Origin of the sequence: Nocardia sp. NRRL S-836 (assembly GCF_001279525.1) — a bacterium.
Lineage (GTDB): Bacteria > Actinomycetota > Actinomycetes > Mycobacteriales > Pseudonocardiaceae > Lentzea.
In genome coordinates, this window is sequence record NZ_LGDY01000150.1 from 140,413 (window position 1) to 152,988 (window position 12,576).

Consider the following 12,576-nt stretch of genomic DNA (forward strand, 5'->3'; position numbering starts at 1 on the left):
CCACTTCGCCGAGGTGTGATCGTGCCCAGAACAGACCAGGCTCCGCCTGCGTTGACCAGCGCGGCGGCCGAGTTGCCGGCCACCCTCCTCGCCAGTCCGGTGTGGACCGACGAGATGGTGGCGGCGAGCGGGATTCCGCTGGTGGACGTGCCTTTCGTGACCGTCGGCGGCGGCATGGGATCGTTCGCGATGATCGACGTCCTGCGCATCGCCGGCGTGCCCGCCGATCGGGTGAAGGTGCTGACGGTGCTCAGCAAACCGTGGGAGAACTACGCTTACCTGACCGGCGTCTCGCAGTTGCCGCCGCATTTCCGCATCCGCTCCGACGCGTCGTCGATGCCGGACAACCTGTGGGGATTTCCCAGCTACGCGACGTTGCGCGCATTCCGGGCGCGAAACGTCAAAGAATTCATCGCACCGCTGTGGAACGTGCTCACCGAAAACGTGCTCACCGATTACTGGACGCCGCTCGCGGGCGAGGTCTTCGCCGGTCTGCAGCGCGAGGCCGACCGGGTCGGCTACTGGGACTCGGTGGCGAAGGGGCAGGCCCGGCTCGTGCGCAGGCGTGCCGGCGGCGGGTACTTCACGCTGCTGACCACGCAGGGCGCGCACAAGCAGCGGATCCTCTACCGCAGCCAGCACGTGCACCTGGCCGTCGGCTACCCGAGCATCCGGTTCCTGCCGGAGATGCAGGAGTTCCGCCAGCGCTACGGCAACACCGGCCGGTTCGTGAACGCCTACGAGCCGCACGAGCAGGCCTACCTGGACGTGGTGCGCCGCGGTGGCGGCACGGTCGTGGTGCGCGGTGGTGGCATCGCCGCGTCGGCCGTGTTGCACCGGTTGCTCAACGACCAGGAGAAGTACGGCACGCAGACGCGGATCATCCACCTGCTGCGGACCTATGTGGACGGTCCACAGGGGTCTTCGCCGTTCAAACGCCGCCGTGGCGGGCACGGTTTCGCGCACCAGGGCTTCAACTGGCCCAAGGCGGCGTGGGGAGGGCAGCTCAAGGTCCGGCTGGAGAAGCTGGAGGGCGAGCAGCGCCGGGAGATGTGGGACCTGATGAAGGGGTCCACCACGCCGTGGCGCAAGGGCTGGCAGCGTCAGCTCGCCCGCGCCCGTGCCGACGGCAGCTACCGGGCCGTGGGCGGCACCGTCGAGCGGGTCGAACCGGCGGGCGAGGGCCTCGGTGTGCTCTACCGCGACAACGACACCGGCTCGGTGCGCCGGCTGGACGCCGACTACCTGATCGACGCGACCGGGCTGGTCGGCGAGCTCAAGGACCACCGGTTGCTCAACGACCTGGTCGAGGTCGGTGGCGCGGCGCGGAACCTGTGGGGCCGCCTGGACGTGACCCCCGGCTTCGAGGTGCAGTCGTGCCGCAGCGGCGAGGGACGGCTCTTCGCCGCGGGTGCCGCGACCGAGGGTGCCTACTACGCGCCGGCGGACTCGTTGCTGGGCCTGCAGTACGCGGCCCTGCGCGCGGCCGACCAGCTGGCGGACCTGGGTTTCTGCGAACGCATCGGCACCGGCCGGTCGATCTCGCAGTGGTTCAGGTGGATGAGGAACGTGGCGCCGTGACCCCGACATTGCTGGGCAGGCTGCAGTCACGGCTGTTCGTGCTGTGCACCGCCGGTCTGCTGTGGACACTGCTCGTCACCCCGTTGCTGCCGGTGGGTTTCGCCACCACCGCCGAGACCTACCGCACCACGCTCACCGCGCTCGGCCTCGTCGCCGTCACCGGTGTCGTGCTCTGGGAGCCGCTGTACCAGTTCCTGCAGCAGTTCCGCTGGGAGAAGGACTGGCCGGCCATCTTCACCCTGCTCGAAGGGGTGCCCGAGGGCCTGCTGGTGTTCTTCCTGCTCGGCGCGCTGGACGTCGACGTCCGCGCCACCCCGTTCCTGATCCACTTCGGCACGACCTGGCTCGTGGTGTTCCTGTGCCTGCACGGGCCGCTGCGCGTCATGTCCGTCCGCTGGCGCTTCCGTGGGGGGAGACTGCTGTGAAACTCGACGACTACACACTGTCCGTTCAGCCGGGTGAGGGGCTCGTCGGGCGGTTCCCGTCCGGTGTGCTGCTGCTGCCCGAGGACGCGGGTCCCGCCCAGGACCGCCTGATCGGTGTCTTCACCGAGGGCGGCGATGTCGCACCGCGGCTGGAGGCGTTGTTCGGCACCGACGAACCGGCGGAGCTCTCGCCGTTCGCCGCGGTGGTGAACTGCGGTGACGGCATGGCCGTCTACCTGCACGGCCCGCTGGAGGTGGCGGCGGACGGGCCGTCCGCGTCGTTCCACGCCCGCGGCCCGGAAGTCGGCAAGCTGCAGCGCTACGACGCGCCGGACGACGTCGGCGAGCTGGCGCTGCACCCGGCCGGTGAGCAGTCCCGTGACGGTGGCGTCGCGGTGCGGTCCGGTCTGGTGTCGGGCTCGGGACTGGTGCTCAAGCAGATGGCCGTGGCGGTCGCGGCGGTCGCCCCGGCGTCGAACACCCTTCCGGCACAACCACTTCCGATGGTGCAGAAGGCCGCGATGGCACCGTCCCCGGCCACGATGACCCCGCCTCCGGCCGCGGCGAGCCGGCCGGTGCCGTCCTTCCCGCACGCGGCCACCCCGGCGCCGCGTCCCGTGCCGCCGCCCGCGTGGCAGCAGCCGGCGACCCCTGCGGCCACGAAGACGAGCGACGCTCCGAACCCGTCGTACGGCACGAGGGTCGCCGCCCGGTTGATCAGCAGTGTCGTCGTCGGCGGCGCGGCCACCGCGTTGCTGTCGCTCGTGCTGCCGGTCGGCTTCGCAACGTTCACCGAGACGTACCTGATGACGTTCGTCGCGCTCGGCCTGCTCACCGTGCTCGGCGTCGTGCTGTGGGACCCGATCTACCAGCTGCTCCAGCGCCGCAGGTCCGCCGGGGACTGGCCGAAGTGGCTGTTCCTCGCGCAGGCGGTGCCCGAGGCCGCGCTGGTGTTCGGTGTCCAGTCGGTGCTGCTGCCGGAGGAGCTGCTGGTCGGCGAGGTTCCGCTGCTCATCGACGCGGGCGTGGTGGCGTTGCTGATCGGGGCCGGCGTGCTGGCGCTGGACGCCATTCCCGGCACCCGCAGGCTGCTGCACCGCGGCACCAAGGCCACCGCCTCGACGCCGCAGGCGGGTGACCGGCGCACCGCCGACCTGCCCGGCGAGGCGGTCCAGTCCGCCGCCGTCTCCGCGCCGCTGGTGTGGGGAATCCATTGCCGCCAGGGACATTTCAACCGTCCGGACGCCCGTTACTGCGCCACGTGCGGTGCCGCGATGCACGGACTCACGCACGAACCACGACAGGGCCCGCGCCCGCAGCTGGGCTACCTCATCGGTGACGACGGGGTGTCCAGCGTGCTCGACCACGACCTCGTGCTGGGCCGTTCCCCGCAGGTCGACCAGAAGGTGCGCGACGGCCGGGCCCGCCCGCTCGCGCTCGACGACGGCACCGGCCTGCTCGGCGACGCGCACGCCGACGTCGTGCTCGACGGCTGGGACGTCACCGTCGTCGACCGCGGGCTGCCCCAGGGCACCCAGGTGTGCGAACCGGACAGCGCCACCTGGATCAAGCTCGCCCCCGGCCAGGCGTTCCCACTGGTGTCCGGCAGCCGCGTGCGGCTCGGCACCAGGGAGCTCACCTTCCACGCCGCCAACGTCCACTGACCCTCCGCACCACACCACCTGAGGAGAAGACCGATGACCTCTGCCAGCTACCGCCCCGACACCACGCGCTCCTTCTACAACAACTGGGGCGCGCGCGAGTGGGACAGGTTGGAGAGCTCGTTCGAGAACAAGATCAACTACCGGATCCACCGGACGATCCTGGGCGAGGCCGTCAAGCCGGGTGACCGCGTGCTGGAGGTGGGCGCCGGACCGGGCCGCTTCACGCTGGAGATGACCCGCGCCGGCGCCGAGGTCACCGTCTGCGACCTGTCCGACGTGCAGCTGCAGATCAACGAGCAGAAGGTGCGCGAGGCCGGCCTGGACGGCAACGTCACCGGCTGGCACCAGGCCGACGTCGTCGACCTCAGCCGGTTCGCCTCGGGCAGCTTCGACGTCGTGGTGTGCGTGGGCAGCGTGCTGAGCTGCGTGCTCGACCGCATCCCGGAGGCGTTCGACGAGCTGGTGCGCCTGGTGCGCCCCGGCGGCACCGTCGTCGTCAGCGTCACCTCCCGCTTCGGCTACCTGCGTGCGGGTCTGGGCCTGATCCTGCCGATGGCCGCCACCGGCGGTCAGCTGGGCGCGATCGACCACGCCGTCGCCACCGGCGACATCACCGGCGTGCAGGCCGACGTCGAGCTGCTCACCACGCACTTCTTCACGTGGGACGAGCTGCGCGAGCACCTGGAGTCGCGCGACTGCGAGGTCGTCACGGCGTCCGCGACCAACTTCCTGTCCGCCGACACCCCGCTGCTGGACGAGTCGCTGCTCACCGACCCCGAGGTGCTCGACGCGTTCACCCGCTGGGAGATGGAGGCGTGCCGCGCGTCCGGTGCGATCGACGCGGGCACGCACATGATCGTCGCCGCTCGCCGCAAGGGCGAGTGATGCAGGGCTACGGTCAGGCGACCTACGGCGACCGGATGGCGGACGTCTACGACCGCGTGCACCACGCGTGGGAACCGACGTCCACGGTGGACACGGTGGCCGAGCTCGCCGACGGCGGCCCGGTGCTGGAGCTCGGCGTCGGCACCGGCCGGGTCGCGCTGCCGCTCGCGGCGCGCGGGCTCAAGGTCACCGGCGTCGACGTCTCGGAGAAGATGCTGGACCGGTTGCGGGAGAAGGATCCCGACGGACAGGTCGAGACGGTGCTCGGCGACTTCGTGGACTGCCCGGTCTCCGGTGAGTTCAAGGTCGTGCTGGTGGTGAACTCCCTGCTGCAGCTGGCGGGCGCGGACACCCAGCAGCTGTGCCTGCGCAACATCCGCCGCCACCTGGCGCCGGACGGCGTGCTGGTCGTCGAGGAGGCGAACCCGGCGGCGTTCACCGGGGCCGGCCTGCAGGTGCTGCGGATGACCTCCGACGAGCTGCACCTGCTCGCCGCCCAGTACGACCCGGTGCACCAGCACTACTTCGCGCAGCACGTGGTGATGCGCGAGGACGGCACCCGCATGCACCCGATGGCGTTGCGGCTGACGTCCACCTGCGAGCTCGACCTGATGGCCGAGCTCGCGGGGATGCGGCTGGCCGGGCGGTGGGGCGACTGGGCGCGCACGAGGCCGTTCTTCGCGAGCGACCGGTCCCACATCTCGCTCTACCGGCCGATCGAGGAGAACCGATGAAGTTCGGGTTCTGCTTCGGCACGACGCTGCGGGCCGACCCCGGCCCGCAGCGGCTGTGGGACCTCCTGTCCACTGTGGAGGAAGTCGGCTTCGACTCGGCGTGGTTCTACAACACCAACGGCTCGCTGCCACCGGTGCTGGACCTGGTCGAGGGAGCCGCCGAGCGCACCACCGCACTGGAGGTGGGCCCGCACGTCCTCGTGGCGGCGGGCCTGCCCGCCCGGCCGCTCGCCGAGCGCTTCTCCGAGCTCGCCCGGCTGTCACGCGGCCGGTTCGTGGCGCAGCTCGGGCTCGGTGGCCCCCGTGAGGCGATCATCCAGGACCGCAGGCAGGCCGCCGCCGCGATGGAGGACCTGCTGGTCGAGCTGGCCGCGCACTTCGACGCCGACGAATCGCTGCCACGGCCGCCGGTGTGGCTGGGCGGCCACTCGAACCGCGCCGCCCGCCGGGTGGCCGCGCTCGCCGACGGCTGGGTGCCGTCGTTCATCGCGCCCAGCGAGTTCGCGGCCAAGCGGGCGATGATCGACGACCTGGTGGCGGCACGCGGTGGCCGCAAGCCGGTGACGCACGCCGTGCAGGTGGTCTACGTGCCGCCGTCACTGGACGGGGCGGACTGGCTGATGCCCCAGCTGGACGACGAGGTCCGCAGGCACAAGCCGGGTTTCGCCACGTCGGACATCTACGCGTTCGGCGGCTACCAGGCGGTCGTCGACCGGATCGGCGAGTTCCGCGACGGCGGCGCGGTGCACGTCATCCTGGTGCCGGCGCGGCCTCCGCACGATCTCCGTGAGGAGATCACCCGGTTGCATCAGGAGGTGGTTGGCGTTTTCCGCTGACTTACCGATATGTTCGTTTGGTGCCGTGGGGAGCACGTTCAGTGACCTCTCGCGCACGCAACTGTGCAGATCGACGCAAGAGGTGTTCATGTCAGACAGCGATGTCCGGACCGTCGGCGACGCGAAGACGGACTTCGACTGGCCGTTCGTCCGTCTCATCCTGGTGATGGTGCTGGGCGGCATGATGGCGTTCCTCGACGCCACCATCGTCAACGTCGGCGTGGACACCCTGCGCGGTGAGTTCGGCACCGGCCTGGAGACCGTCCAGTGGGTGGCCACCGGCTACCTGCTGGCGGTCGCCGCCGTCACCCCGGTGACCGGCTGGGCGATCGACCGGTTCGGCGGCAAGCGGATGTGGCTGATCGGCCTGGTCGCGTTCGTGATCGGCTCGGTGCTGTGCAGCCTCGCCTGGTCCGCCACGTCGCTGATCGTGTTCCGGGTGCTGCAGGGCTTCGGCGGCGGCCTGCTGGAGCCGATCATGCTGGCGCTGCTGGTGCGCGCGGCTGGTCCCCCGCGCATCGGCAAGCTGATGGGCGTGCTGGGCGCGGTGACCGTCGGCCCGGTGCTCGGCCCGCTGCTCGGTGGCGTCATCCTCGCCAACCTGGACTGGCACTGGCTGTTCCTGATCAACGTCCCGCTGGGCGTCGGCGCGATCGTGCTGGCGTGGCTCTACCTGCCCGCCGACGAGCCCGCGCACGAGGGCATGCAACGCGTCGACGTGCGCGGCATCGCGCTGCTGTGCCCCGGTAGTGCCGCACTGATGTACGGCCTGTCGCAGGCCGGTGAGCGCGGTTTCGGTGCCGTCCCGGTGCTGGCGGCCATCGGTGTCGGCGTGGCGCTGCTGGCCGGTTACCTCGTGCACGCGCTGCGCACGACCGGCACGCCCCTGATCGACCCGCGGCTGTTCAGCCGCTGGGCCTACACCGCCAGCGCGCTGGGCATGACCGTGCTCGGCGTGATCCTGTTCTCCCTGCTCTTCCTGATTCCCCTGTACTACCAGGAGGTGCGCGACCTCGGCCTGCTCTCGGTCGGCCTGCTGCTCGCCCCGCTCGGCGCCGGTGCGCTGATCGGCAACCCGGTGGCGGGCAAGCTCGGCGCCCGCTTCGGCGCGCGCGTGATGGCCCCGATCGGCGGCCTGCTCAACGCCCTGACCGCGCTCGTGTTCGTGCACGCCGACACCACGACCCCGGTGGCGTGGCTGGTGTTCTGGACGTTCGCCGCCGGCTTCGGCGTCGGCTGCATCGGCGCGCCCACGATGGGTTCCCTCTACCGCACGGTCGACGGCCCGATGGTGCCGCGCGCGACCAGCGCCACGATGGTGCTCAACCAGCTCGGCGCGGCGTTCGGCATCGCGATCGTCGCACTCGTGTTGCAACGCCAGCTCGCCTCGAACACGCCCGCCGTGGCGTACGGCGGCACGTTCTGGTGCCTGTTCGCGGCGGCCACGCTGGTCGTCGTGGCCGGGTTCCTGTTGCCGGGACCGGAGAAGAAGGCGTAGCGGCGAACGGCTCGGCGTGCTCAGTCCCGGAGGAACTCCACGACTGCGGCACGGAAGTCCGGCGTGCTGTGAGCGGTGCCGTGGTCAGCGGCGACGAGCACGACCCGTGCGTGCGGAATCGCGGCGGCGAGCACCTCGGGCCGGGCGGCGAGCGGATCGCGGTCACCCGCGATGACCAGGGTGTGCGCGGTGATGCGGGCGAGGTCGACTCCCCCGGTGTGCACCGACCGGGCTTGCGCCGCCAACGACGGGAGGTCCGCGCCCACCGCCGCCGCGAACGCGCGCATGCCCGCCACCTCCGGTGGCAGGGTGCTCGGGTCGTCGGCGAGCAACGCCTCCGCGAGCACGTCGCTGGGCAGCACGCGCGTGTCGACACCACCGACCTCCAGGACCCCAGCGCCGACCCCTCCCACGACCAGTCGGCGCACCTCCGGTTCCTCGGCGGCGACGAGCAGCGCGACGATCGAGCCCATCGAGTAGCCGACGAGGTCCACCGCGGGCACATCGAGGAGTGCGATGACGGCGCGCAGATCGCGGGCCATGCGGTGTTCGCCGTACCGGCCGGGGTCAGGCGACTTCTGCGACCGGCCGTGGCCACGGGCGTCGACGCCGACGACGGTGCGCCCGGCCGCGGTCAGGGCCGCGACCGTGCCACGACGGGCCCAGTCCACCATCGTGTTGGCGGTGAACCCGTGCTGCAGCACGACCGGAACGGGGTGCGCCTCGACCTGCGGCGCGGGTTCCCACCGGTGGTAGGCGATCTCCGTGCCGTCTTCGACCACGGCCGTGGCCGTCAGGGCCTTCGGGTCGGTCATCGCGGGCCTCCCAGGACGTGTCCCGAGCGCCGGGTCAGGGCTTCGCGGTCAACGGGAACGTCACGCCGGTGAGCCGCTCCGACGCCTCCCACAGCCGCCGTGCCAGCACCGGGTCGCTGGCCGCCGCCGACCGGCCGACCAGCGCGGGGTGGCCGTGCAGTTCGAAGCGGCCGTCCGGGCCGACGTAGCTGGCGCCCGGCAGGTCCTGGGTGGCGGCGTACAACGACGGCAGCGCGCCCTGGGTCTCGGTCTGCGCGAGGTAGCGGCCGGCCAGGTGCACGACCTTGACCAGGTGCCGGTTGCGGCCCTTGGTGCCCAGGTTGCTGGCCGTGTAGCCGGGGTGGGCGGCCAGCGCGCGCACGGACGACCCGGCCTCGCGGCAGCGGCGGTCCAGCTCCAGGGTGAACAGCAGGTTTGCCAGCTTCGAACGGCCGTAGGCCTTCACCGGGCTGTAGCCGGAGCGGGCGAGGTCGAGGTCGTCGAGGTCGAGCGCGCCTGCCCTGTGCGCACCCGAGGCCACGGTCACCACGCGGCCGGTGATCGAGGGCAGCAGCAGGTTGGTCAGCGCGAAGTGGCCGAGGTGGTTGGTGCCGAACTGCAGCTCGAAGCCGTCCGCCGTGCGGCCGAACGGGGTCATCGCCACCCCGGCGTTGTTGACCAGGACGTCGAGCCCGCCGTGCCAGCCCTCGGCGAACGCGCGCACCGACGCCAGGTTCGCCAGGTCCAGCTCGCGGACCTCGGTGGTGCCGGGCATGGCGGCCGCCGCCCGCTCGCCGGCGGCGACGTCGCGCACCGCGAGCACCGTGCGGGCGCCTGCGGCGGCGAGCGCGGTCGCCGTGCCGCGGCCCACCCCGCTGGCGGCACCGGTCACCACGACGGTGCGACCGGTCAGGTCGGGCAGGTCGGCGGCGGTCCACTTCGTCATGATCGCCAGCTTAGGCGCCGTGGACCGGTCGTCGGCAACTGTGAGCACGGTTTCGGTGATCAACGCTAGCGTCGTCTGTTCGGGGACCGAGCGGAGGAACTTTCGAAGTGCCGGCAAAGGGAACTGACGACGCGGTGCGGTTGGGAGGGCGCTTCCACCGGCTCTTCGGCGCCACGCTCGTGTCGGCCACCGGTACCGGCATGCACGCCGCGGCGTTGCCCCTGCTGGCCCTGCAGAGCAACGGCGGCCCGCTGGCGCTGAGCCTCGTCGTCGTGGCCGCCGAGGCCCCGTGGGTGCTGTTCTCGCTGCACGCCGGTGTCGTGGTGGACCGGCTGGACCGGCGGCGGGTGATGGTGTGGGCCGATCTGGGCCGGTTCGCCGTCATGGTCGTTCTCGCGGTGCTGGTCCTGGCCGCGCGGGTGGACCTGGTGCAGCTGGTGCTCGCGGCGTTTCTGCTGGGCGTCGGCCAGGTCTTCTTCGACCTCGCCGCCCAGTCGGCCGTCCCCGACCTCGTGGTGCGGGAGCCGCGGCACCTGGCGACGGCGAACGGGCGGATCGCCGCGGCGGAGAGCAACGGTGAGGACTTCGCGGGACCCCCGCTCGGCTCGGCGCTGTTCGGGGTGTGGAACTTCCTGCCGTTCGCCGGCAACGCCCTCTCGTTCGCCGCCAGCGGCCTGCTGATCCTCTCGATCCGGCCGGACACCCGGGCGGAGGAGGCGTCCGCTGCCCCGCGCCGGAGCGTGCGCAGCGAGATCGCCGAGGGTGTCCGGTGGTTGTTCGGCAACCGGACGCTGCGGGCGCTGGCCGCGGTGTCCTGCCTCGGCAACGTCGTGGTCACCGCCCAGTTCGCAATGCTCGCGCTGCTGGCCAAGGAGGTCCTCGGCCTGCCGGACCTCGGGTTCGGTCTGTTGCTCACGGCCACGGCGGTCGGCGCGACGGCCGGTGGACTGGCCGCCGGGGCCGTCAGCAGGCGGTGCGGTCCCGGCACCGTGCTGCTCACCGCCAAGGCGGGCGTGGGTGTGGCCGTGGCGGTGCTGGGCCTGGTCGCCGACCCGTGGGTCGCGGCGGCGATGATGGTGCTGACCGGTGCGCTGATGGCCGCGGAGAAGGTCGTGGTGAGCACGCTGCGCCAGCAGATCGTGCCCCGTGCGGTCCTGGGGCGGGTGCTGTCGTCGAGCCGGCTGGTGGTGATGATCGGCGGGCCGGTGGGTGCGGCGCTCGGTGGCGTTCTCGCCGGTGCGTTCACCGTTCAGGTGCCGTACGTCGCCGGTGGGATCTTCCTCGTCCTGGTGGCGCTGGCCTTCTCCCCCGCGCTGACCAACCGCGCCCTGGCGAGCGCCGGCTGACCACCGGCCCGGTTCAGAAGGCGTACCGGACGCGCAGGTACGGGGCGTGGGCCTCGGCGAGCGCGAGGAAGGAGTCGAGGAGCTCCCGCTTGAGCCCACGCCGGTAGCGGACGTTCACCCCGCCTCCCTCGCTGCGTTTGACCTCCTGCAGCTCCGGCCGCCACAGGAGGTCCTCGGCCCGCGGGTGCCAGCGCAGGTTGACCTCGTGCAGCGGCTGGTTGTGGGTGAGCATGATGACCTCGGCGGCGAGCTGGTCGCGGGTGGCGGGTGCGGTCGCGTCCCCGAGCGACTCGAACAGGTGCCGCCAGTCCTCCAGCCAGCCGTCGTACACGACCACCGGGCTGAGGTTCACGTGCACCTCGTAGCCGGCGGCGTGGAAGTCGTCGAGAGCGGCGAGGCGCTCGGCGATCGGCGAGGTGCGGATGTCGAGCAGCTTCGCGGCGCGCTCGGGCATCAGCGAGAACCGGACGCGGGTTCGGCGCCGCGGGTCCCACCCCAGCAGGTCGCGGTTGACGTACTTGGTCGCGAAGGACGCCTTGGCGGTGGGCAGGTCGCGGAACAGCCGCACCAGGTCCCGCACGTTGTCGCTGACCAGTGCGTCCACCGAGCAGTCGGAGTTCTCGCCGATGTCGTAGACCCACGCCCGGTCGTCGATCTGGCCGGGCTCGGTCATCGGGCCCTGCCTGCCGACGTGGCGGGCCAGGTAGCCGGTGATCTGCTCGATGTTCGCGAACACCGTGATCGGGTTCGAGTAACCCTTACGGCGTGGCACGTAGCAGTAGGCGCAGGCCATCGCGCACCCGTTGGCCGTGGACGGGGCGATGAAGTGCGCCGAACGGCCGTTGGGGCGAGCGCTCAGGGACTTCTTCACCCCGAGCACCAGCGCCTCGCGTTTGATCCGCACCCACCGCCGCGCGTTGGCCTCGTCGCCGTGCAGCTCGGGGATGCGCCAGTGGCTGTCGACCTCGACCCGCTCCGCGTCGGGGAACCGGTCGAGCACCGCACGGCCGCGTGGCAGCAGCGCCGCGGCGGGCTCCACGTAGATCCGGGTCGGGCTCAGCAGGGGTGTCGAGGTGTCCACCCTTCGCAGTGTCCGGACGACACCGACAAAAACGGCCGGTCCCGGGAGGGCGCAGGCGTAGCGGTGGCCGCGATGGTGTTCCACATCACGTCCGGACCGGCCGGATCCGGCCGAAACCATTTGACGGAGTGAGCGCTCACTCCGCACCATGGGTGCATGACACCGACATCCGAAACCCGGCGAAGAGCGCCGAGCATGAGCGCCGAGGACCGGCGCGCCATGATCGTGCACGCCGTGCTGCCGCTCCTGGTGGAGCACGGCGCGAACGTGACGAGCAGCCAGATCGCCCGTGCCGCCGGCATCGGAGAGGGCACCATCTTCCGTGCGTTCAAGGACAAGGACGAGCTGTTCGACGCCTGCACCGCCGAGGCGCTGCGGCCCGACCACGTGCTCGACGCGATCGCCGAGATCCCCACCGACCAGCCCCTGGAGGACCGGCTCGTCGAGGCCGCCGAGGCGCTCGGCGCGCACCTCGAACGGATGGGTGCGCTGATGAGCGCGCTGCACGCGTCCGGCCGGATCAAGCACCGCGACCCCGAGCAGCGCCTCAAGGACCGGAGCGGCACGGGGAAGGGCGGGCGGCGCGAGTCGATGACCGCCATCCGAGGGGCGATGGTCGAGCTGTTCAGGCCGGAGGAGCACCGGCTGCGGCTGCCACCCGAGCAGCTCGCCGCCCTGTTCCTGACCCTGTTGTTCGGCGGCCGCCGGCTGGCGGCGGACGTCGAGGCGCCCACCACGCGCCAGGTGGTCGACTTCTTCCTGCACGGCGCCGTGGAGGCCGAGTGA

At 71.8% G+C, this 12,576-nt stretch carries 12 protein-coding genes; 9 read left to right on the forward strand and 3 right to left on the reverse strand.

From position 1 onward, the window contains the following. The first annotated feature begins 21 nt into the window (after positions 1–21). The 7 genes from ADL03_RS40970 (at position 22) to ADL03_RS41000 (ending at position 7,623) form a co-directional block, all read left to right on the forward strand. A complete protein-coding gene (locus ADL03_RS40970; protein ID WP_231642824.1) occupies positions 22–1,581 on the forward strand; it encodes a hypothetical protein in 1,560 nt (519 codons plus the stop codon). Continuing rightward, entirely contained in the window at positions 1,578–2,006 is a 429-nt protein-coding gene (locus ADL03_RS40975; protein ID WP_053739044.1) for a hypothetical protein, read from the forward strand. The genes ADL03_RS40970 and ADL03_RS40975 overlap by 4 nt, the downstream gene beginning before the upstream one ends. Beyond that, positions 2,003–3,670 (forward strand): hypothetical protein, encoded by a 1,668-nt coding sequence (locus ADL03_RS40980; protein WP_053739045.1) that lies wholly within the window; start codon positions 2,003–2,005, stop codon positions 3,668–3,670. The genes ADL03_RS40975 and ADL03_RS40980 overlap by 4 nt, the downstream gene beginning before the upstream one ends. Positions 3,671–3,703: 33 nt before the next feature. Beyond that, the gene (locus ADL03_RS40985; protein WP_053739046.1) at positions 3,704–4,555 is read left to right on the forward strand and encodes a class I SAM-dependent methyltransferase; all 852 of its coding nucleotides are present in this window, start codon (positions 3,704–3,706) and stop codon (positions 4,553–4,555) included. Further along, the gene (locus tag ADL03_RS40990) at positions 4,555–5,289 is read left to right on the forward strand and encodes a class I SAM-dependent methyltransferase (protein ID WP_063798885.1); all 735 of its coding nucleotides are present in this window, start codon (positions 4,555–4,557) and stop codon (positions 5,287–5,289) included. The genes ADL03_RS40985 and ADL03_RS40990 overlap by 1 nt, the downstream gene beginning before the upstream one ends. Next, complete coding sequence (locus tag ADL03_RS40995; protein ID WP_053739048.1) at positions 5,286–6,125, forward strand: LLM class flavin-dependent oxidoreductase; 840 nt, start codon at positions 5,286–5,288, stop codon at positions 6,123–6,125. The genes ADL03_RS40990 and ADL03_RS40995 overlap by 4 nt, the downstream gene beginning before the upstream one ends. Positions 6,126–6,213: 88 nt before the next feature. After that, positions 6,214–7,623 (forward strand): DHA2 family efflux MFS transporter permease subunit, encoded by a 1,410-nt coding sequence (locus tag ADL03_RS41000; RefSeq protein WP_053739089.1) that lies wholly within the window; start codon positions 6,214–6,216, stop codon positions 7,621–7,623. 20 nt (positions 7,624–7,643) lie between these two features. Here the strand turns inward: ADL03_RS41000 and ADL03_RS41005 are convergent, their stop codons facing one another. Continuing rightward, on the reverse strand, positions 7,644–8,438 hold the full coding sequence (locus ADL03_RS41005; RefSeq protein WP_053739049.1) for an alpha/beta fold hydrolase: 795 nt from the start codon (positions 8,436–8,438) through the stop codon (positions 7,644–7,646). 34 nt (positions 8,439–8,472) lie between these two features. Further along, positions 8,473–9,363: an oxidoreductase gene (locus ADL03_RS41010; protein ID WP_053739090.1), complete on the reverse strand. Its 891-nt coding sequence runs from the start codon at positions 9,361–9,363 to the stop codon at positions 8,473–8,475. 134 nt (positions 9,364–9,497) lie between these two features. Between ADL03_RS41010 and ADL03_RS41015 the strand changes: the two genes are divergently transcribed. Further along, positions 9,498–10,709, forward strand: a complete 1,212-nt coding sequence (locus tag ADL03_RS41015) for an MFS transporter (RefSeq protein ID WP_063798883.1) — start codon at positions 9,498–9,500, stop codon at positions 10,707–10,709. Positions 10,710–10,722: 13 nt separating this feature from the next. Here ADL03_RS41015 and ADL03_RS41020 read toward each other — a convergent pair whose 3' ends face one another. Then, on the reverse strand, positions 10,723–11,790 hold the full coding sequence (locus tag ADL03_RS41020; RefSeq protein WP_053739050.1) for a spore photoproduct lyase family protein: 1,068 nt from the start codon (positions 11,788–11,790) through the stop codon (positions 10,723–10,725). Between the two features lie 195 nt (positions 11,791–11,985). Between ADL03_RS41020 and ADL03_RS41025 the strand changes: the two genes are divergently transcribed. Continuing rightward, the gene (locus ADL03_RS41025) at positions 11,986–12,576 is read left to right on the forward strand and encodes a TetR/AcrR family transcriptional regulator (protein WP_053739051.1); all 591 of its coding nucleotides are present in this window, start codon (positions 11,986–11,988) and stop codon (positions 12,574–12,576) included.